The sequence below is a fragment of the Streptococcus sp. DFI.7.26 genome (genome assembly GCF_022240605.1).
Classification (GTDB): Bacteria; Bacillota; Bacilli; order Lactobacillales; family Streptococcaceae; genus Streptococcus; species Streptococcus xiaochunlingii.
Map to the genome: position 1 here is coordinate 476706 of NZ_JAKOGN010000001.1, position 21208 is coordinate 497913.

23 protein-coding genes, 1 pseudogene and 1 riboswitch are annotated in these 21208 nt (G+C 41.8%); of the genes and pseudogenes, 2 read left to right on the plus strand and 22 right to left on the minus strand.

From position 1 onward, the window contains the following. Positions 1 to 88: 88 nt before the first annotated feature. Positions 89 to 1579 (minus strand): annotated as a pseudogene (locus tag L0M85_RS02405) (restriction endonuclease); the annotation flags it as partial. A gap of 299 nt (positions 1580 to 1878) precedes the next feature. Between L0M85_RS02405 and L0M85_RS02410 the strand changes: the two are divergent. Beyond that, the gene (locus tag L0M85_RS02410; protein ID WP_006596352.1) at positions 1879 to 2184 is read left to right on the plus strand and encodes a hypothetical protein; all 306 of its coding nucleotides are present in this window, start codon (positions 1879 to 1881) and stop codon (positions 2182 to 2184) included. 156 nt (positions 2185 to 2340) lie between these two features. On the opposite strand, the gene L0M85_RS02415 is transcribed toward L0M85_RS02410, so the two are convergent. The 10 genes from L0M85_RS02415 to L0M85_RS02460 all read right to left on the minus strand — a co-directional run bounded on the left by L0M85_RS02415 (position 2341) and on the right by L0M85_RS02460 (position 10431). Next, a complete protein-coding gene (locus tag L0M85_RS02415; protein WP_238656390.1) occupies positions 2341 to 3354 on the minus strand; it encodes a DUF1002 domain-containing protein in 1014 nt (337 codons plus the stop codon). A 194-nt stretch (positions 3355 to 3548) separates the two neighbouring features. Continuing rightward, positions 3549 to 4151, minus strand: a complete 603-nt coding sequence (locus tag L0M85_RS02420; RefSeq protein ID WP_023026820.1) for a lysozyme family protein — start codon at positions 4149 to 4151, stop codon at positions 3549 to 3551. Then, positions 4151 to 5125: a nucleoid-associated protein gene (locus L0M85_RS02425; protein WP_238656391.1), complete on the minus strand. Its 975-nt coding sequence runs from the start codon at positions 5123 to 5125 to the stop codon at positions 4151 to 4153. The genes L0M85_RS02420 and L0M85_RS02425 overlap by 1 nt, the downstream gene beginning before the upstream one ends. A gap of 8 nt (positions 5126 to 5133) precedes the next feature. After that, entirely contained in the window at positions 5134 to 6390 is a 1257-nt protein-coding gene (glyA, locus tag L0M85_RS02430; RefSeq protein WP_238656392.1) for a serine hydroxymethyltransferase, read from the minus strand. Positions 6391 to 6401: 11 nt separating this feature from the next. Then, on the minus strand, positions 6402 to 6833 hold the full coding sequence (locus tag L0M85_RS02435) for a GNAT family N-acetyltransferase (RefSeq protein WP_238656393.1): 432 nt from the start codon (positions 6831 to 6833) through the stop codon (positions 6402 to 6404). Positions 6834 to 6843: 10 nt separating this feature from the next. Then, the gene (locus L0M85_RS02440) at positions 6844 to 7434 is read right to left on the minus strand and encodes an L-threonylcarbamoyladenylate synthase (RefSeq protein ID WP_238656394.1); all 591 of its coding nucleotides are present in this window, start codon (positions 7432 to 7434) and stop codon (positions 6844 to 6846) included. Then, the gene (gene prmC, locus L0M85_RS02445; protein WP_238656395.1) at positions 7421 to 8257 is read right to left on the minus strand and encodes a peptide chain release factor N(5)-glutamine methyltransferase; all 837 of its coding nucleotides are present in this window, start codon (positions 8255 to 8257) and stop codon (positions 7421 to 7423) included. Before prmC ends, L0M85_RS02440 begins: the two co-directional genes overlap by 14 nt. After that, positions 8257 to 9336 carry a peptide chain release factor 1 gene (prfA, locus tag L0M85_RS02450; RefSeq protein WP_003007273.1) on the minus strand — a complete coding sequence of 360 codons (1080 nt, stop codon included), beginning with the start codon at positions 9334 to 9336 and terminating at the stop codon, positions 8257 to 8259. The genes prmC and prfA overlap by 1 nt, the downstream gene beginning before the upstream one ends. A gap of 9 nt (positions 9337 to 9345) precedes the next feature. Further along, on the minus strand, positions 9346 to 9825 hold the full coding sequence (locus L0M85_RS02455; RefSeq protein ID WP_238656396.1) for a GNAT family N-acetyltransferase: 480 nt from the start codon (positions 9823 to 9825) through the stop codon (positions 9346 to 9348). 21 nt (positions 9826 to 9846) lie between these two features. Further along, positions 9847 to 10431, minus strand: a complete 585-nt coding sequence (locus tag L0M85_RS02460; RefSeq protein ID WP_238656397.1) for a thymidine kinase — start codon at positions 10429 to 10431, stop codon at positions 9847 to 9849. A gap of 428 nt (positions 10432 to 10859) precedes the next feature. Here L0M85_RS02460 and L0M85_RS02465 point away from each other — a divergent pair, with 428 nt between their 5' ends. Beyond that, the gene (locus L0M85_RS02465; protein ID WP_001117401.1) at positions 10860 to 11042 is read left to right on the plus strand and encodes a 4-oxalocrotonate tautomerase; all 183 of its coding nucleotides are present in this window, start codon (positions 10860 to 10862) and stop codon (positions 11040 to 11042) included. 38 nt (positions 11043 to 11080) lie between these two features. Here the strand turns inward: L0M85_RS02465 and L0M85_RS02470 are convergent, their stop codons facing one another. From L0M85_RS02470 to efeB, 11 genes are all read right to left on the minus strand, one after another. Then, a complete protein-coding gene (locus L0M85_RS02470; RefSeq protein ID WP_238656398.1) occupies positions 11081 to 12427 on the minus strand; it encodes an MATE family efflux transporter in 1347 nt (448 codons plus the stop codon). 115 nt (positions 12428 to 12542) lie between these two features. Beyond that, the gene (locus L0M85_RS02475) at positions 12543 to 13805 is read right to left on the minus strand and encodes a nucleobase:cation symporter-2 family protein (protein WP_120701929.1); all 1263 of its coding nucleotides are present in this window, start codon (positions 13803 to 13805) and stop codon (positions 12543 to 12545) included. Then, positions 13805 to 14386: a xanthine phosphoribosyltransferase gene (locus L0M85_RS02480; RefSeq protein ID WP_238656399.1), complete on the minus strand. Its 582-nt coding sequence runs from the start codon at positions 14384 to 14386 to the stop codon at positions 13805 to 13807. Before L0M85_RS02480 ends, L0M85_RS02475 begins: the two co-directional genes overlap by 1 nt. Positions 14387 to 14460: 74 nt before the next feature. Continuing rightward, positions 14461 to 14556, minus strand: a riboswitch (purine riboswitch). Next, positions 14549 to 15532, minus strand: coding sequence for a GMP reductase (guaC, locus tag L0M85_RS02485; RefSeq protein ID WP_238656400.1), 984 nt, complete (start codon positions 15530 to 15532; stop codon positions 14549 to 14551). It overlaps the preceding riboswitch by 8 nt. 179 nt (positions 15533 to 15711) lie before the next feature. Continuing rightward, entirely contained in the window at positions 15712 to 16434 is a 723-nt protein-coding gene (locus L0M85_RS02490) for an alpha/beta hydrolase (RefSeq protein WP_238656401.1), read from the minus strand. After that, positions 16431 to 16991, minus strand: a complete 561-nt coding sequence (locus L0M85_RS02495; RefSeq protein ID WP_238656402.1) for a sugar O-acetyltransferase — start codon at positions 16989 to 16991, stop codon at positions 16431 to 16433. The genes L0M85_RS02490 and L0M85_RS02495 overlap by 4 nt, the downstream gene beginning before the upstream one ends. 56 nt (positions 16992 to 17047) lie before the next feature. After that, positions 17048 to 17173 carry a hypothetical protein gene (locus L0M85_RS10015; RefSeq protein WP_023023285.1) on the minus strand — a complete coding sequence of 42 codons (126 nt, stop codon included), beginning with the start codon at positions 17171 to 17173 and terminating at the stop codon, positions 17048 to 17050. A 254-nt stretch (positions 17174 to 17427) separates the two neighbouring features. Continuing rightward, on the minus strand, positions 17428 to 17628 hold the full coding sequence (locus L0M85_RS02500) for a twin-arginine translocase TatA/TatE family subunit (RefSeq protein WP_156676812.1): 201 nt from the start codon (positions 17626 to 17628) through the stop codon (positions 17428 to 17430). A gap of 2 nt (positions 17629 to 17630) precedes the next feature. Next, positions 17631 to 18350 carry a twin-arginine translocase subunit TatC gene (gene tatC, locus L0M85_RS02505; RefSeq protein ID WP_238656403.1) on the minus strand — a complete coding sequence of 240 codons (720 nt, stop codon included), beginning with the start codon at positions 18348 to 18350 and terminating at the stop codon, positions 17631 to 17633. Then, positions 18340 to 20022 carry an FTR1 family protein gene (locus L0M85_RS02510; protein ID WP_238656404.1) on the minus strand — a complete coding sequence of 561 codons (1683 nt, stop codon included), beginning with the start codon at positions 20020 to 20022 and terminating at the stop codon, positions 18340 to 18342. Before L0M85_RS02510 ends, tatC begins: the two co-directional genes overlap by 11 nt. Continuing rightward, a complete protein-coding gene (gene efeB, locus L0M85_RS02515) occupies positions 20000 to 21208 on the minus strand; it encodes an iron uptake transporter deferrochelatase/peroxidase subunit (RefSeq protein WP_238656405.1) in 1209 nt (402 codons plus the stop codon). The genes L0M85_RS02510 and efeB overlap by 23 nt, the downstream gene beginning before the upstream one ends.

Here is a 21208-nt window from a genome sequence, read left to right on the forward strand (position 1 = left end):
ACTTGACCTCTTTTTCTATTCACTTCATGTTTTAGATACGAAAAGCATTTGCTTAATTTGTAAGATTTAATTACAATCAACTAGAATCTTACCCAAAATATTTATCTACCAATTCCTGAATCCTACCTTCTTTGGCAGCTGGAATAGTATCTTCTAAAACAAAATTCTTTCTACTGATATCTTGGGAAAGATTTCCAAAGATAAAATTAGTCGAAATATTATAGATAATCTCCGACGGTGCGAATCCATAAACTTGATTTTCTAAGATATGTTTTAAGCGTTCTTCAGAATTTGGAAAGGCTTCTTTCAAGCCTTCGCTATTATATAGTCGCTTAACAAGCTCTGCAATATAGAGGCCTGACTTCATGTACAAATCAATAAATGTCTTAGATGGATCATCAAAGATTCCTGGGTTTTCTTTTTCAAGATCATCTACCATCCTCTTCACCAGCCGTTTAGGAGTGAAAATCTGGTTGGTCTTTTGCGGTGGAATATAGTCAAAGATATCTTCTTTTTGATCTTTATAATAATCCGCCAACTCTTCTTTCTTACGAAGAAATTCTTGAATGGCTTCATCAAATGTTGCTCGATCAAAGAGATGTCCTGCAAAATCTTGCCCACCATCTCTCAAATAACGAAATTGGTCAATCGTAATTCCAGTCACTTCAAAGAAGACATTCTCAGGAACAAAAGTGTCAAAATTATCAAGAGTTAGAGATTGATTGCCATAGGCCATGATAAAACTTGGAATTGTTCGTGCAAATCCTCGAAGGTGATCCCGGATTTCATCTTGAGCAGTTTGTTTCAACTGTTCAACACGTTTGACTTCAACCTGTTCGATAAACTTCTCAGGCATCTTTTCCACTTCTTTTTTGAGTGTTTGTTCTAGTTTTTCTTTATGAATGAGATTATTTTCTTCTATTCGTTTTTCAAGATCTTCTTGAATCTTATCTTTCTGCTCCTTATCATTTGCTTTCTTGAGCTGTTGCTGCACCTCTTCCTTGATATGTGCTTCAGTAATTTTACGTTCTATCTCATTTTTTCGAACTTCGTTCTCAAATGTTGCTGCAATTTGTTTCTTGATGTGGTCTGTTTCCCGAGTTTTCAGATCATATCCAGCTTTCAATTCTTCTACAATTACCGAAGAAACTGTCTGGCTCAAGTCATTGACTAGTTGTTTTTGAGTTTTGTCCTCATCTTTTGTGACTAGTTCAACAACAGACTGTCCATGTCCATAAACTTTTTCACCAAAAAGTCGCGTTTGTTGATTGACAACAATTTCATGGTCAACAACTGCATTACCCTTGTCATCCACTTTAACATCTGAAAAATCTAGTAAATCAGAAGGTGTTTGTAACTTCCCTTCCTTTTCTACTGGAAGTTCATTTAAAATGTCTAGAACGGTTTGACTGGCTTGGAAAATGCCACTGATATTATCAAAAAGGAGATTGGACATAAATCCTCGCTTGAGGACTTCTCTAGCTTTTATCTGACGCGGTATAGTCAGAACTGCCTTAGCATCAATCTCAACCATCTTACCAGCACGATCCTCAGCTATAACAGGGAAGAAATTTAGTACATTTCAATGGGAACCAAGCAATTTCAAAATAACATTCCCACCAAAAAACAATTAACACCTTAAAAAGCCTGTTTTATAAAGCTTTTTGAGGGGACTGCAACCATTGAGTGGGAGTAGAATGACTTGACAACATAACGCTTGAAATCATTGATTTCAGCGTTTTTTTTATATAAGTAAGACAACATTTATAATCAAAATGCCCCAAATGAAAAAACCTCTTGTATGAATCTAGCGCTTATGTTATGATAGTTTAAAACTATTCCTTTTGAGTAAGGAATTCATAAAGTTAGGAGAATCAAATGTCTGAAATTACAGTTTCGCGTCAAACTGGCCTTGTAGGTGTATTAATGAAGGTAAACGTTTATATCAATGGAGAATGTGTTGCCAACTTAAGCAAAGACGAAACCGTTACACTACCGCTTCCTGAAGGGCTTGATATGGTTAAGCTCTACGTAGATCAAAGAGGAGCCTTCACACGTTCTAAGGAAGTGATCGTAAAAGCTGGTCAAACTGCTGTTATTAAAGCATCAGCTATGAAAACACTTCTAGGTATTTTCGGAAAAATCTTAGGTATTCCTTATCTCTCAATCGAAGTAACAGATTAAGAGAGTGGGATAGAAATCGGTAATTCGTTAGAATTCGATTTCGTCGTCCCACCTCCGCACAGCTTAGTAGAGCCCACTCAACCACTGCGTCTTGCTCGATAATCCAAAGACAATTGATAGGCTAGGACTTTTGTCCCAGCCTCTTTTTTGTAATCTTTATTTCTTCTTGATTTGATGACGATGAACATGATAAACAATTAACCCGATTCCTAGGAGTACCAGAACTCCCAGTCCAATCATAGGATATAGAGGAATATTGTTGGTATCTTTCAATAGTGTCTCCGTATCAAGTTTAGTTTCAATCGTGTTAAAGCTATCTCCTGCCTTCTCAATAATATCCTGTTTTAGAGCTTTGAGGGACTTGACTAGTTTTTTATCAGAGCTTAGCTGACTATTCGAAAGCTTGTTAGCAAAATCAACTAATTGTTTGGTTTGTTTATCCGTTATAGCGCCCTCTAGTTGGTAGTTTTTTAGAATCTTTGTAACCAGCTTTTGAAAATCTTTTTTCTCGAGCTTTTTGTCTTGATTCCTTCCTGTTAGCGCTGCGATTTTAAGATCGATGACAGCAACATTGAGTTTATCTTCATGGAAGGCTTTTTTACGGGCACTCTCTTTATAGATCGATGCAAGCAGGGATAATTCTTCTTGAGCGAGTGTTTTATTTTCATCAGAAATCGTGCTACCATTTTGCTCAAGGGAGTATGCGACCGCTGCAAGTGAGCTTAAACCTGAAGCTTCTGTTGGAGATGCAATCGTGACATCTGCACGTTCTATACCAAGAGTAGTTAGAGCATTTCGGTTCATATCCGCGGTTACTTCTGTTATATTTTGAGGAGTGACAATGTGCACGCTAACGGGCGCTTTCTTGGCTTGTTTCTGTAGTTTAACGGAGGAATAATGATCTCCATTCTCATCAATCGTAAAGCTTGTATAAGCAGAAGGATCCATGGTTTTCCATTCCTTATCTATTTCCTCGTTATACATCAAGAGACTAAGGGTTTGCTCAACTTGAAATTCATCCAATGATGAGCCAATGACATAGTCAGGTTGGCTGTATTTTTGATCAATGACTTTTTGGATGGTTGAATTGGCAAAAACTGTTGAAGAGCTTGCAAGGAGTGCAAACCAGCTTGCGATAAAGATTCCAATAAATTTCCTGACTGGTTTCATACTTTCTCAATAACCCCTTTTAGAATACTAATACGTTTTCGGACAATAAAAAGGAAGCAGGTTTTATCCCTTTGTCTCCTTTTTAGTTTATCCTTTTTATCTTAAGACTGGCTTACAGCTTCTTTAAAAACAGATGACAGTTTTCTCCATAAAAAAACAAGGGATTCTTCCCTTGTTTAGAGTGATTGTTTGTATTAGAACCAGGAAAAGAGTTTCATAATGAACTGATTCATTTCAACGAGACGTGAATAATAATAATTTCCCCCATTAACGTAGAGCTCTGAGCCATGTAAAAATGAAATAGGATGGAGATAAAGATAGGTCTTACCTGTGACATTTCCAAGACTTGGTGCAACCACTTCTTTTGAGTATTTACGAGCTAATTCAAGACTATTTTTTCCGCCATTTTTTGCTACATATTCAATGTAATCCTGTCCAAAATTATAAGCCTGAACTGCTGTCCAGGGATCAACCCCCTTCTCCTTTGCTTTTCGCAGATTCTCAGAGAGGGTTTGAATCCCTTGCCGGATACTTTCTTTGTTATTGGTGATAGAATTTGTCTGGCCTGTTGCACTTTCGCTGGCCTGCATGACATCATCTTCCTTACCCTTGGTCTCTGTATAAATCATAGCAAGGATCAGATCTTCATTCGTACCGGTATCTTCTTCAGCCAGTACTTCACGCACTAGGGTACGATAAGTCATGACCTGTTTGACATCCCGGTGTATCTGATAGCCCTTGTATATGAAAAAGACGAGCAAGAGGCAAAAGAAAATTTTTATGATTCGTTTCATCATTATTTATTCTGAATGTCCTCTATATTCTTGATGAGGATCGAGTAGGTCCCATTTTCATTCTGAATGAACTCTACCGATTCAGCATCTTCGTAAACATGGTTAGGGACCAAAAGCTCAATTCCGTTTGAAAGGGAGAGTTTTTGGTTTTCAAATTTCTTCAATTGGCGGCTGGCATCAATCTCATCGAAGCGAACAGGATCTGGAATAGTCTCTTTCACCTGATCGACAAAACTGAGTCGAGCTGTTAAGTTGTTATCGAACAAATCATTGGCTAACTTTTCAGGTGACAATTCATTCTCTTCTTCCAGTTGGTTGAAAATTGCTGATTTGACCTTGGATTGGAACTGAAAATCATCTTGTTGGAAGTTCTCAGCAATCCGTTGGGCCGTTTTTTCGATTTTTTTGATCGATTTTTTAGGTGAAATCTTGGGTTGCTCCTGGAGGAGATTCTCAGAGAAATAGTTCAAGAAAGTCCCATTGTACTTGATTCGTTTTTCAATCAAATGGTACTTGAGACTTTGAAGATTGATGACCAAGGCTTCATCGGCCCCCGTTCCAAAGCCAGGTAGATTGTTTTGCGTTAGCTTGATTGGGTTATCTACTTCTCCTCCAAGATGGGTCAAGGTTTCCCGTAAGGCGATCCGAAGAAAGGCAAAGTGTTCCACTCCTTCTTTTGAGAATTGGATGAACACCAAATCGTTGGTCTTTTGATTCTCAGAGACGATAAATTCTTCTTTCCAGCGGTTGGCTACGGCTACTGAAGTTTCTAGCAGGTCATCCGAAATCATCTCAAGAAAAGGGTTATCCTCTTCAAAGATACCTGTCTTGGCCTCATCAGAATAGACCCGTTCTATCTTTTTGCGCAAGTATTCCTCAATTTTTGGTGTGATATTGAGGAATTTGTCCGCTAGATAAAGATCAGTATCGTCTGGACTAAATTGATGAATGATGGCTTTTTTTACGTAAATATCCATAAGATGGTTTAGTCCTCATAAAGTGGAAAGGCATCCGTCAAGGATTTGACTTGGCCACGCACTTCTTCTAATACAGTTGGGTTATCTGCGTTTTTTAAAGTTTTGATCATCAGTTCAGCCACAGTACGGCTTTCCTCTACACCAAAGCCACGGGCTGTAATGGCTGCTGCCCCAATTCGAATCCCACTAGTCTTAAATGGAGACAAGGTTTCGTAAGGGATGGAGTTCTTATTGAGGGTAATGTTGACCTCGTCCAGTAAGTTTTGCGCCACTTTCCCATTTTCAACGACTTTAGTCACATCAACAAGGAAAAGGTGGTTCTCAGTTCCGCCTGAAATAACACGGAAATCAGGATCTTGTAAAAAGACATCAGCCATGGCCTGACTGTTTTTAATCACGTTAGCGGCATACTCTTTAAAGGCTGGATCGAGGGCTTCTTTGAAAGCAACGGCTTTGGCTGCAACGACATGCTCTAGTGGTCCTCCTTGGATACCAGGGAAGATGGCAGAATTAATCTTCTTAGCCAAATCTTCATCATTTGTCAAAATCAAGCCGCCACGTGGGCCACGAAGAGTTTTGTGAGTCGTCGTAGTCGTGATGTGAGCATAAGGAACTGGGCTTGGATGAAGACCTGCAGCGACCAACCCAGCGATATGGGCCATGTCAACCATGAGTTTGGCTCCTACCGCATCTGCAATCTCACGGAATTTTGAGAAATCAATGATGTGAGAGTAGGCTGAAGCACCTGCTACAATCAACTTTGGCTTGACTTCTTGGGCTTGTTTTAAGATAGCGTCAAAATCTAAGAGTTCTGTTTCCGGATCTACGCTATAAGATACAAAGTTATAAGTTTGCCCTGAGAAGCTTACAGAAGCTCCGTGAGTCAAATGCCCACCTGCAGCCAGATCCATTCCCATAACAGTGTCTCCAGGCTCTATCAAAGCCATATAGGCAGCACAGTTGGCCTGACTTCCTGAATGAGGTTGAACATTGGCAAACTTAGCCCCAAAAATTTCCTTAGCGCGTTCGATGGCCAGGCTTTCGATGACGTCTACGACATCAGTCCCACCGTAGTAACGACGACCCGGATAGCCTTCTGCGTATTTATTGGTCAGGATAGACCCTTGTGCAGCCATAACCGCCTTGGAGACCACGTTTTCAGAAGCGATTAATTCAATATTGTTTTGTTGACGTTCCTCTTCTTTGGCAATGGCATTCCAAAGATCTGCATCATAGGCTTTAAAATCTTCTTTGTCAAAAATCATAGGTCTTCTCCTTAAATAAATTTTATAAAACGTTTTTGTAGCTTATCACAGCTATAACCGACATGTTCGTAGAAGGCGTGAGCTTCGGTGCGGTAATCTGCAGAATTCAAGCGAATAAAAGCGTACCCACGTTGATTGGCTTCTACTTCTAAACCTTGAAGCAAGGTTTTACCAATCCCTTTACCTTGTTGACAGGGCAAAACGGCTAAGGCCAAAATATTAAAACCAGGTTCTGAGTAGAGAGATTGGTACACTTCTGCATGAACATAACCAAGCAGTTGTTGGGTCTCGCTATCTTCAAACCCGATGAAAAAATGATGTGAATCTTGGGATAATTTAGCTAGTTGCTGGCCCGTTTTCTCAGTAGAAAAAGAATAGCCTAATGCTTGCTTGTTAATCTGACACAAAGCTTCCACATCCGTTAATAACAGGTTACGTAACATCTTTTTCCTCCTAAAAAGGAATCTCTGGTACACGCTCAAGTATCTCCGAACGTGTAATGGCACCCTGACGCAAGATTCGAGCTTTAGGACCTGTGAGGTCTAGAATAGTTGAATCCTGCCCAGTTAGAAAGCTATCGTCTTCAAGTCCTAAAACACCATGGCCAAGTTCCTTAAGAATTTGCTGGCACTGGGTACCGCTAGCTCTCCCTGAGAGATTGGCAGAAGGTCCAATCAAGGGACCTGTTTTACGAATTAATTCCAACGTCTTTGGATGGGCTGGCATCCGAAAGCCAACCGTAGCCATTCCAGAATTGATCCAGCACGGGACTTCTTCATTAGCCTCAAGGATGATGGTTAAAGGGCCTGGTAAAAAACTTGCAACCAATCTGGATAGGTAGTGTGGTTGATTCTTCGAATAAAATCGAATTTCTTCTTCGCTGGCAACATTGAGGTTCATAGCCTTCTCACGGGGGCGCTGCTTTAGAGCGTATACCTGATTAACCGCTGCTTCATCCAGTGCCTTGGCAAAGAGTCCATAGACGGTTTCAGTCGGTAAGACAACTGCATAACCAGCTTCTAATTCTTTCTCAAATAGATCCATTGTCCACCACCACCATTCTATCCTGTCCAAATTGGTCTTTCAAAACGCGAACTCGTTTGTTGGGAAAAGCCTCTTGAAAGAGTTCCTTTACTTTTTCTCCTTGCTTATAGCCGATTTCTAGATAGATTTTTCCGTCTGGTGTTAAAACACTTGGTGCTTGCCGGGCAATCTTTTCGTAGATAGCATAGCCGTCTCTATCCGCAAAGAGGGCTAAGTGGGGCTCAGAGGCTAAAACGTTCTCTCCAACTTCATCTACATCATCCCGAGAGATATAGGGAGGATTAGATACAATCAGGTCATAAGTACCTTCTATCTGGTCCAGAACATCTGAAGTTTTGAAATCAACTACTGCTTCTAGCTGGTTAGCATTTTCTTGAGCAAGCTCCAAAGCATTTTCTGACACATCACTAGCTTGAATCTTCCAGGAAGGTCTAGCAAGGGCTAAGCTAATCGCAATGGCGCCACTACCTGTTCCGATATCCAGAACTTGTAAGGTATCCCCATCATTTTCTTCCAGAATGAGAGCGACCAATTCTTCCGTTTCAGGTCGTGGAATCAGCACGCGCTTATCAACCGTAAAAACATGGCCACAAAATTCGGCGCTCCCAATAATATACTGGGCAGGGACGTGATTTTTCAACTGCTCAAAGATGGAATCAAGCAAGGCCTGATCCTCTACTTCCACTTCTTTTTGCAAGGCAAGGACAAAGTCTGTAAAGGTCCAGTTTTTTAAAGCACGATATGCGAAGGAGAGGCTTTCTGCTTCCTCTCCAACGGCTATTAATGCTTCTTCATACTGGGCTAATAATGGTCCCAACAACATTATTTGTTTAACTCTTCTAGTTTTTGAGTTTGATCATATAAGACCAATGCATCGACCACTTCATCTAATTTACCAGATAAGATAGTATCCAGTTTTTGAAGGGTCAAGCCAATCCGGTGATCGGTCACACGGTTTTGAGGGAAGTTGTAAGTCCGGATCCGCTCTGAACGGTCACCAGTCCCGATAGTAGACTTCCGCTCAGCGTCCTGCTCGTCTTGGGCAATCTGAGCGAAGTGGTCAGCCACACGCGCACGGATGATCTTCATGGCTTTTTCACGGTTCTTCTGTTGGGTCCGTTCTTCCTGCATCTCTACCTTGATATTGGTTGGCAAGTGGACGATACGAACGGCTGTTGCAACCTTGTTGACGTTTTGTCCACCCGCACCAGATGCGTGGTAGATATCGATCCGAAGATCTTTTGGATCAATGTCGTACTCGACTTCTTCGATTTCTGGCATGACCAGAACTGTGGCAGTCGATGTATGGACACGACCTTGGCTTTCAGTCACAGGAACGCGTTGTACCCGGTGGGCACCAGATTCATACTTGAGTTTTGAATAGACAGATTGACCAGATACCATGGCCACTACTTCTTTGATCCCACCAACGCCATTGTAGGAAGCTTCCATGACTTCAAAGCGCCAACCTTGGCTTTCCGCATATTTTTGATACATCTGCAAGAGGTCGCCAGCAAACAACTGGGCTTCGTCTCCTCCTGCTGCCCCACGGATTTCCAAGATAATGTTCTTGTCATCGTTTGGATCTTTTGGAAGAAGTAAAATCTTCAGTTTTTCTTCGTACTCTTCTTTTTCAGCCTTGGCATCTTTCAGCTCTTGCTTGGCCATTTCTTCCAAATCGGCATCTCCGCCTGCTTCCTTGATCATTTCTTCAGCATCGACGATATTTTGAAGCACTTGCTTGTACTCTCGGTAGGCTGTCACTGTGTCGCGAGTGGAAGCCTCTTCTTTTGAAAGCTCCATAAAGCGTTTGGTATCAGAGACCACATCTGGGTCACTCAATAACTCTCCTAACTCCTCGTATCGGTCTTCCACAGCTTGTAGTTGATCATAGATATTCATGTTTGCTCCTTAATTCTTGGTTGTTAGATCATAGATTGCTACAAATTCGTCTTCTATGACTTGGCCAGTTTCTTTAAATCCAAAATGGAGATAACAAGATCTCGCATGTTTATTTTCTGGTTCATAAGATAACCAAAGACTTGTTGCTTTTCCAGCTGGCTCTGTTCGAACAAAGTCAATGACTGCATCCATAGTCGGTTTAAAATAGCCTAAACCTTGAAATCGTTTATCTATCATAAAACGAAATAACAAGTAGTTCCCCTTACTGATCCCAATTTTCCGGTCATAGGCAATCATAACAAAACCAACTAATACTTCCTTATCATAAACTGCTAAGGGAGCTATAAAATTACCATTTTTATCATATACATAAGCTTCAGCTAAACTAATGGAATTGGATGCAATAAAATTCCTTTGGTTTGGATGAACTTCAAGATTTAAAACGTCAAAATAATTTTCAATTGTAATATATTTTAAACAAATAGACATTTTTATCCTCTCTAAAACGTTCTAGACGCTTTCAGTTGGTATGTCCGGATTAAAATAATGCTTGCGGCAAACGGAGATATAGGTCTCATGTCCACCGATTTGGATCTGCTCTCCATCGTAGACAGGTTTACCCGCTTGCGTACGCAAGACCATAGTCGCTTTACGAGAACAGTATTGACAAATGGTCTTGATCTCCTCGATCTTGTCTGCTAGCAACAGCAAATGTTCAGAACCCTCAAAGAGTTCATTGCGGAAATCATTTTTTAAACCAAAGGCCATGACGGGCACATCCAGTTCATCAACGACTCTGGCAAGATCATAGACATGGTGACGTTTCAAAAACTGTGCTTCATCGATTAAGATACAGTAGGGTTTTTCTTCTAGCCCTTGGATATAACCGAAGATGTCTGTCTCGTCTTCAATTGCGATGGCTTCCCGTTTCATACCAATCCGGCTAGAAACAACTCCAAATCCATCGCGCGTATCGATGGCAGAGGTCATGATGACCACGCTTTTACCTTGCTCTTCATAATTATGGGCCACCTTCAAAATTTCAATGGTCTTCCCCGAGTTCATCGTCCCATATTTATAATATAATTGTGCCATTTTCCTTCTGATCTCTCTAAAATGTGTTTCATTATATTATAACACGGGCCGTAAATTAGGGCAACTTATAGAAAGTCTCTCCATTGTATGGGAAGCTTCCTCAGGAAGATGATTCGGAATCCTATAGAGCCTCACTTCTCTTGTTCAATCACGCAAAAATTTAACTTGGTTGCCACATATTTTTCGTAATTTGAGAATAAAAAAAGCGTCTATCATTTCCCTGACAAAATGACAAACGCATGGTGAGAGACCACTTCTCACAAATTAATTATACCATAATTCCTGAAGCTATGTAAGTAGGTAGTACTAAATATTGGTAAAAATTTTTATATGGTTATTGAATCTATACTAGTAGGATCTACATAGGCTCCTCCTTTTTATGTAAAATGTGATAAAATAAGGTTAAGATTTATGAAGGAGGTGGTGCAATGCCATTTGTACGTATTGATTTATTCGAAGGGCGCACCTTGGAACAAAAGAAAGCTCTGGCCAAGGAAGTAACCGAGGCTGTCGTTCGGAATACAGGTGCTCCCCAATCTGCAGTTCATGTCATTATCAATGATATGCCTGAAGGAACCTATTTCCCCCAAGGTGAAATGCGCACTAAATAAACAAAACAACCAGAAGCGTATTCTGGTTGTTTTTGTTTTTAAGAAATTTGGTATTTCTTTTGAATCTGCCATAGGCGTATCTGGTAACAAATACCACTAACGACAATGCTCGAAATTAAACCAATCCAGTAGGCGTACGGACCTAAGTTAGTGACATGATCTAAAAAGATCCCCAAGGGAATAGAGACACACCAGTAACTAAAGACACCAAGTAGGAAGGGAACGGTAGTGTCCTTGTAACCCCGAAGAATCCCTTGAATTGGTGCTGCGACCGTATCCGCTATTTGGAAAAGGAGACTATAGGTCATGAAAATGGCTGTCTGATGAATAAATTTTAAGTCAGTTCCATAGAGTCCTGCCACTTGATAGCGATATAAATAAAGAAAAGCAAGGGTAAAGAAGGCAAACCCAAACGCTGTCCATCTTCCAATCCTGCAATATTGACGAACGACATCGGGACGATCAGCCCCAATCTCGTAGGATACAATAATAGCCATGGTATTGGAGATGCTAGCTGGAAAAGCGTACATGAGAGTTGAAAAATTCATGGCTGACTGGTGACTGGCAATAGTCATAGATGGGAATTTAGCCATGAGCAAGCCGACTACAGAGAAAATGATCACTTCAGAAAACACAATTCCACCAATCGGTAAGCCCAATCGAATCGTCTCTTTCATCTCTTTGAGATTGAGAGGTTGAATCTTCCATAGTTGGTAGATAGCTACTTTAGGGTGCTTAAAGAGGATCAAAAAAGCAATGATGAGAAGGACCCAGTAGGCCAAGGATGTCCCTAGTCCCGCTCCTGCTCCTCCTAGCTCAGGTAGTCCAAAAGCTCCATAGATCAACATGTAGTTAAAACTAGCATTCAAAGGCAATAAGAGGAGCATGAGGTACATGGATAAGCGAGTGAGGCCCAACGTATCCAGCAAGGAACGGACCACACTAAAGAGTAAGAGGGGCAAAATTCCTAGAGATAGAAAGGCTAAATAATGGGTTGCAATCCCAGCTACGATACTTTCTAAACCAATTTTTCTTAAGACAATCGGTGCAATCAGCAAGACAAAAGCAATCAAAAGGACAGCCATCATAAAAGAGAGATAAATGAATTGATAAAAATCAGAAGCGATTCGTTTTTTATTCCCCTGCCCTAAATGATGACCGATAATTGGCGTTAAAGCTGACACAATCCCCGTTAAAAAGGTAAAAAAGGGATTCCAAAGACTAGTGGCAGTCGAAACTCCAGCTAAGTCCAAGGTATTGTATTGTCCTGTCATGGCTGTATCAACAAAACTAGCAGAGTAGTTAGCAAGTTGATAGACCAGGAGAGGGATAAATAGACTGACAAACAAGCGCAAGCGCTCTTTAAAATGATGGGTTAAATACATGGTAGGACTCTCTTCTTATCAAGTTATATTTTTCTCTTCCACTCTACTATATGTCTCCTTAAATGTCAAAAAAATTAAAAAACTGAAGATCTAACAGATCCTCAGTTTGTTTAGATTATTTTTTGTTGCGGTTCAAGATGGCGTTGAGAATAATTGCCAAGACGCTGGCAACGACAATTCCATTTGCAAAGAACATTTTAAATGCACTTGGAAGGCCGTTAAAGAGAGTACTATTGTTCAAACCGACTCCTGCTGCTATCGATACAGCCGCAATGAGGAAATTGTGCTCATTGTGTTCAAAATCGACACGAGCCAGAATCTGCATCCCCTGAATAGATACAAAACCAAACATAACCAGCATGGCTCCACCAAGTACTGGACTTGGAATGATTTGTGCCAAAGCTCCAAACTTAGGAAGGAGACCAAGGAGAACGAGGAAGCCAGCTGCATAGTAGATTGGAAGACGAGTCTTGATACCAGACAATTTCACCAAGCCTACGTTTTGTGAGAATCCAGTGTAAGGGAAGGTATTGAAGATACCACCGAGAAGTACGGCCAACCCTTCAGCGCGGTAGCCATTACGGAGGCGCGTGCTATCAATTGGATCTTTTGTAATATCCGAAAGTGCAAGATAAACACCAGTCGATTCCACCATTGAAACAGTTGCGATGATACACATCATAACGATTGAGGTGATTTCAAACTTAGGAGCTCCAAAGAAGAACGGTGTTGGAACATGAAGAATAGGGGCCTGATCCACGGGCGTAAAGTCCACCAAGCCCATAGAAGCTGCAATAGCTGTCCCAACGATCAACCCAATCAAAATAGAGATGGATTTGATAAAGCCTGTCGTATAGATATTAACCACGAGAATGATGAGAATGGTAATCACGGCCAAAAACAAACTTTGAACCGTTGGTTCTGCTGCATTGTTTCCCATGTTCCCAATCGCAACTGGAATCAAGGTCAAACCGATTGTGGTAATGACAGATCCTGTCACAATAGATGGGAAGAGGTTGGCGATTTTAGAGAAGAATCCTGAGACCAGAACGACGTAAATCCCTGAAACAATCAAGGCACCAAACATAGCCCCACTACCATGGCTAGCCCCAATCATGCTAAGAGGTGCCACAGACTGGAAGGCCACCCCGAGGACGACCGGTAGACCAATCCCGAAATGTTTGTTTAACTGCAATTGCAGAAAGGTAGCGACCCCACACATAAAGATATCTGTAGAGATCAGATAGGTTAGTTGGTGGGCATTATAGCCCAAAGCACCCGCAATCATGATTGGCACTAAAATAGAACCCGAATACATGGCCAATAGGTGCTGCAAGCCTAGAATGGCTGCCTGTGAATGGTTTTCTTGCTTTTGCATTAGATGTCTGCCTCCTTGAATACAACTTGACCATTTTCAAAACGGTCCAAACGAGCTAGGGATACAACTGGGTAGCCGAGTTCTTCTAACAGTCCACGGCCTTCTTGGAAGGATTTTTCAATGACGATGCCAACTGCTTCTACACGTGCCCCAGCTTGTTCGATAATCTGGATCAAGCCTTTAGCTGCTTGGCCATTTGCTAGAAAGTCATCGATGATCAAGATGCGATCATCTGGTGATAAAAACTTGCCAGCAATGGAAACGGTACTGGTCACTTGCTTGGTAAAGGAATAGACTTCTGCTGTCAAAATCCCTTCATTCATCGTAATATTCTTTGCTTTTTTAGCGAAGATCATAGGAAGTTCTAAAGCCTCTGCGACATAGAGGGCAGGAGCGATTCCGGAAGCCTCAATGGTGACAACTTTAGTCAGTCCAGCATCTTTAAAGCGATTCGCAAATGACTTCCCAATCTCTTTCATCAGCTGGTAATCCACTTGGTGGGTCAAGAAGGAATCAACCTTAAGGATATTCTCTCCCAAGACATTTCCGTCTTTTAAAATACGTTCTTCTAATAATTTCATGTTTTCTCCTAAACACTTTGGAACAAAAATAGAGACTTACAAAGTAAGCCTCTAGTGAATACAGGAGTCCCTGTATCAATCTTAGACTTACTTATTGTTAGGTGTTCCGGCACCTTGTAGAGACCTTGCGCCAATCCGCAAGATAAATAAGTAATTGTAGTTTTAATGAGAGTCACCATTCCAGATTGAATTCTTTACGATGACATAATCGACATGCTTGAGATCAGCAACCTTGCGGCCTCCAGCATAGGAAATAGAACTTTGCAAGTCTTGCTCCATCTCTGTCAAGGTATCTTGCAGATGACCTTTGGCTGGAAGAAGGATTCTCTTACCTTCAACATTCTTATAGGCCCCTTTTTGGTACTCGGAAGCAGATCCATAATACTCTTTAAAGGATTCCCCGTCGACTTCAACGGTTTTACCTGGGCTTTCAATGTGACCTGCAAAGAGTGAGCCAATCATGACCATGCTGGCACCAAAACGAATGGATTTCGCAATATCTCCATGGGTCCGAATTCCACCATCTGCAATAATCGGCTTGCGAGCTGCTTTTGAACACCAACGAAGAGCAGCTAACTGCCATCCGCCAGTACCAAATCCAGTCTTCACTTTGGTAATACAGACCTTACCAGGACCGATCCCGACCTTGGTAGCATCTGCTCCAGCGTTTTCCAACTCGCGAACAGCTTCTGGAGTTCCGACATTTCCTGCGATGACAAAGGTATCTGGTAATTCCTTCTTGATATGCTGGATCATTTGGATGACACTATCTGAGTGTCCGTGAGCGATATCGATGGTGATGTATTCAGGGGCATCGTCCTTGAGTTGAGTCACAAAGTCGTACTCATAGTCTTTTACTCCAACTGAAATGGAAGCAATTAAGCCCTGATCGTGCATACGTTTGATAAAGGGAATGCGACCAGCTTCGTCAAAGCGGTGCATAATGTAAAAATATCCCCCTTTAGCCAGTTGCTCGGCCACATCCTCATCCAGGATAGTCTGCATGTTGGCAGGTACCACTGGTAGCTTGAAGGTGTGCTTACCAAACTGAACGGTCGTGTCAGCTTCTGCACGACTTTTGATAATACACTTGTTAGGGATTAATTGAATATCTTCGTAATCAAAGATTGGAAATTCGTTTAACATTCGGATTGGAATCTCGTTTCTAAATTTTAAATCGTGATGCGTCATCACTACGCCTTCCGACGTTTCCATTCAAGATTATAGCAAAGATACGGAGTCGATTCAATTAGAATGCTGATTATTGAATTAATGTTCGGAAATTACTAGACGATTAGTTAGAGAAACTTCTATATTTGAGTTATTTATGAACAAATCTGAAGCCAATTGATGATTTTTTTGCTGACAAGCTCAGGAACTGCTGTATAAAAATCGTGACCGTGATCCTTTAAGAGTACCTTCATAATAGAAGGATCCAAATTTTCAAGTGCTATAGTTCTCCAATCGGGCTCTTCTTCGTATTTAGGTCCGATGAATAAGGCCTTGGTATCCGTTAGTGGAGCTTGAAAAGATCGAAGCTCCCTTCTGACTCTCAGCAGGGAAAGAACGGCTTGTGGATCCATATCCAGTTCATAATGATGGAGTTCAGGATTCCAACGATAACTGGATTGAATAGCTTTTATAGCGGCTTGCGAAGGATTGTCAGTGTCTCCAAGTTCACTTGCAACAGCTTCCTCTAGAGTTGGAAATACCTGTTGCTTCAGATAGGCGAGTGTCTCTTCGATTTCCTGCTCTAGTGGTAAGATCTGGTCCATATCTAGATAGCCACCATCTAGCAAAATCAGGTGGGTAATTTGTGGAACATTGGTTGCTAGGTATCGAGCCAAGTCTCCACCCAGTGAATGGGCAATGATACAAGTCTTTTCATTAGAATCCGTATGGGCTTCAAACCAATCTACTAAATCTTGGGAAGATTCCAGCTTTACCTTATAGGGATCTAGATAGGTGATGGGGTATGGAAAGCAGTGAGCAAATTCGCTTATATGATTTTCGTTACTTCCGAGTCCTCCGATAAAGTAAAACTTCACTCTTTCACCTCTATTTCCTTAATGATTCTGGCTGGATTACCAGCTAGGACTACATTATCCCCGAAGGATTTGGTCACCACTGCTCCTGCTCCAACGACGACATTATCGCCTAAGGTAACGCCTGGAAGGATGATAGCTCCACCACCCGCCCAGAAGTTATCTCCAATCGTTATCGGAGCTCCATATTCTTTTCCTGCATTCCGTTCATGCGGATCTAGGGGATGGAGAGGGGTAAGAAATTGGCAATTGGGACCGATCATGGCGTTATTACCAATCCTGATTGGGCAGATATCCAGCATAGTTAGGTTCCAGTTGGCATAAAAGTTCTCTCCCAAGTGGATATTGACCCCATAGTCACAAGCCAAGAAGGGGTGCAAGGATAGATTTTCTCCAGTAGATCCGAACCAACTTTTTATAAGTTGACTCCGCTTCTCACCGTCTGCTTCTTGGTTAAAGGCAAATTGCTTTGTCCGAGCTTCTTGTGCTAACTTCCTCAATTCTGGATCCATGGGACTGTAAAACTCGCCAGCAATCATCTTTTCATATTCCGTTTTCATAATTATCTCCGTCATATAGTAAAAAACCACTCATAGTGAGTGGGCTTGTTTATCTCTTAATGGTACATCAGGTAGCCATCGAAGAGCTCAAATATTTTTCCTATCGCTCGGAAAACAAGAGCCGCAACAAGGGCAACCAGCAAGAAGTAAGCTACAGCAAAAATCACACTAATGATCATCATGACACACTCCTTTTTAATGTACTTTTTCCACCCTCTATTATACTCCTGGCCAAATTTAGATTCAAGGAAAACGCTATCAAAAGTTGATTTGTTTTCAATTTGTAATTTACAAAAATTTTCAGACGGTTCAATAATAACAAAAAGCAGGATTCATACTTAGATATCGTTTTAACGATCTACTCCTGCTTTTGCTATTATTGAAAATGAAAGAACAAAAGATAGTTCTGTCAGAAAATATCATGAAAGGCAAGCTATTATTCTTCTTCAGTCTTGCCAGTCTTTTCTTTGTCCTCTTCTTTTTCAGCAGCACCATTGTTGACGGCTGACTTGAATTCAGAGAACATTTTCCCAAGTGAGTGCCCTAGCTCAGGCAAACGCTTTGGTCCAAAGATTAAGAGGGCTCCCAGGATGATTATAATCAGTCCTGGTGCACCGATATCACGTAAAATTCCCATATTTATCTCCTTTTTTGTATGCGGTTGTAGATGATGCGACTGATACCCAGACTTACTTCGTAAAGCAAGATCAGAGGCACGGTCATTGCTAAATCACTGATAAAATCAGCTGGCGTCAGGACGACTGCCAGTACTAGCAATAGAAAGTAGGCTATTCGACGATAGCGCCTTAACCAGTCTGGTGTTAAGATATGAATCGAGGTCAAAAAGGCTACAAGGACCGGCAATTCAAACAAGACACCCAAAGGCACTGTCGTATGAAAGATGAAGGCCAAGTAGTTCTGTGCCGTTAACTGAATGGTAAACTGGCCTTGTCCTAACGTTAAGAGTACCTCTAAGATAGCTGGACTAACTAGATAATAGCCAAAGACCAAGCCTAGCAAGAAACATATCAAACTAGCGGGCACATAGAGCAAAATAGCTCCTGCTTCTCCTTTTCTCAAAGCTGGCTTTACAAATTGCCAGACTTGAAAGAGGGTGAAGGGCAGGGTGATGGTAAAAGCCATTAAGCTTGCCAACTGAAGGTAGATGCTTAAAATGTCATTAGGGCCAAGGACCAAGAGTTTCTCTCGAAATCCAGCCGTCAAATAGGCATAAAGCTGATCAGAAAACAAGAGGGCTCCACAAAAGACAAGGAAAAAACAAAGGATACAAGCGATGAAGCGTCGTCTAAACTCGCTTAAATGCTCTACAATAGTGAGCCTTCTATCTTCATTTTTCATGTTGCTTCACCGTCACAATCCCGACAATAAGAACGAATAGAACTTGGCAAGCAAGAACTTCCCAGCTCGGATAGATTCCCGCCCAATCGATGGTTGGGAAATTACTCAAGATATGATTTGGAAGCATGTTGGTTAATTGGAGCGCGTGCAGGCTCACCCCTAGCATCTTAAAGGCTAGGGCATAAATCATCCAAGTCAGGAGGAAGAAAATCTTATGTGGCTTGACCAGATGGCTTGCCTTGGTCATGAGAATGGCAAGAATGGCTAAAACTGCAAGAGCCAAGCCAATTCCTAGGAAGAAATCAAAGGGGCGAATGCGAGGGAGGATTCCTACATAGAAGAGAATGGTTTCAGCTCCCTCACGGAAAACAGCTAAGAAACTGAGGGCAAACATGGAAATGAAACTTCCAGTTGCTGTCACAGCCTTCATCTGACTTTCCATAAATTGGTTCCATTTTTTTACTGAGGACTTGCGATGCAGCCAAATCCCAATGACAATCATCATCCCTACTGCGATGATCCCTACTGCTCCTTCGATGACCTCACGGTTGGAAGCCGAGGTAACAGCTGGGAATAAGAATTGAAGAGCTACTGCAATGGCTGAACTGGCCAGGATTCCTAGAAGAGCACCTGCATAAACCCATTTCAAGCCTTTGAATAGTTTTGCTGACTTGAGAACGGTCACTAAAGCCATGACAATCAAGAGCGCTTCGACTCCCTCGCGTAAGAGGATCAACATAGCGTCAACCGCAGTATAGGAAGCGGTGGTATCAATAGCAGATAGATCACTAATCAGAGCTTCCAGTTGCTTTTGATACTTGCTTTCGTTCCCCTTGACCATGATGACAGGACTTTGACTTTCCACCCGAGTATAGAGACCAGGATTGGTCGTGCTGACATCGCCCTCGATCGTTGGCCAAATGGTAATGAACTCCTTCATGACTTGACTAGCTTGGCTAGGTTCATTGGCTTGGAAGAGGCTCAGAGCTTTCTTAAGGAGCTTGATCCCGTCTGAAAGGGTCAAATTGGAGCTTGTTTCCTCAATTTTTTCCCCACTGATAAATTGATCCAACACATTTTTTAGGTCATTGTAAGAAGATTGGATGGAGTCAAAGTTTGTAGGCTCTGTTTCGATCGCACTTCTCAAGAAGGAAATGGCTGTTTCTACTTTTCCGTAATAAGCGGTACTGTGATCTCTGACAACCGCTTCATTCCGGGTCCAGGTGTTGTTTAAATCAGCGTAAGCCTTTCGTGTCTTTTGGAGATCCTTTGCTGTGATCGCCTCTTGAAGCTTCTCAAAGTAAGGTTTCAAACGAGTTTCTAGCTTCTCTTTTTCAGCATCCAGATCGACTGGATTTTGCTCTTTTTCAAAGGCTAGCAAGGAAGTGGAGACAGTCACCAATTGCTTTTCTGTGATCTCGCCTTCCAAGTCCAGACTTTTCTGGACTTCTTTTCCTGCCTTGGAATCATGATTGGCTTTCTTCAGAAATTCTTCTTTTATCTCTGCGACAAGAGTGTGAGCTTTTTCTTGATCCTTATCCCGAACTGCTGTCGTTGCATCAGTGATTTTGATAAAGAGATCACTATAAGACTCGGCTTGGACAGGGGTGACGATGAAAAAGAGACAGGCTACTAGGACGACTAATAATTTATTCAAATAAGTCTTGACCAATGTACCCTCCTTCCTTCACACCTCCGAAGCAGGCAAAGAGGCCACTGCCAATATGGGTCACATATTCATTCATCTTATCGTCTGCCCCAAGATTGGTTTGGATTTTCACAAAGCGGTCTGGATCCTTTTGAAAGGCAATAAAAAGCAATCCTGCATCAAACTGCCCCGTTTTCGGATCAATCCCATCAGAGTAAGAATAAGAGCGTCGCAAAATTGGCAGATCCACTTCTTTGGCCAAACGGACATGTGAGTCAACTGGTAAGAGGGAGAGGTCCACTTCGTCAAACTCGTTTTTCTTTCCAAATGGTGCGCCACTTTCTTTATAGCGGCCAAAGGTGTTTTCTTGCTCCTGCAGGTTGGTCCGGTCCCAGGTCTCTAGGTGCATGATAATCCGGCGGACAGCCATATAAGAACCGTTTTTCATCCAGTCTTGACTATCAGCCCAAACGACCTTATCAAAATCTTTCTCTGTCGTAACATTGGCAGTCCCATCCTTGAAGCCAAAGAGGTTTCGGGGTGTTTCCATGCGATCCCCAATAGCAGCAAATCCTGATTGGCTCCACTTCATGGTCACCTTGTTCCGTCCTTTACGGATCAGATTGCGGACAGCATGAAAGGCCACTTGCTCATCATCTGCACATGCTTGGATAACGATATCACCACCCGTATACTGCTCTCTCAACTGTTCCTTAGGAAAAGCTGGCAGATCCCGGAAGAGTTTGGGACGCTTCTTCTCAAGACCTAGTTTGGTCAAAAAGCTTGCTGAAACACCAAAGGTTAGGGTGAGGCGGTAAGGATTTAGTCCGACAGTTTCCCCAGTGTCACTTGGTGGCAAGAGAGCGTTGGAACCATCCTTTTTGACCAGTTCGCCATTGACTAATTTCTGGCTATAATCTGTCCATTCTTTAAACAACTGAATCAATTCGTTTTTATCTGTCGTCCGGAGATCCAGCACCACAAAATAGATATTCTTCTGCATGGGCGTGGTAATCCCTGCCTGATGCTTACCGTAAAAACTAATTTCTTCTTGACCGTCTGCGATATTCCTGGAGCCTTGCTCCTTATTAGCGAAAAAAGCAGAAGCACCGGATAGACCAAGTGCTAAGCCTGCTCCCCCAATACCTGCTTTTTTCAGAAATTCGCGACGATCCATCTTCTTTTCAAAAAATTTATCGTCTTTTGTCAT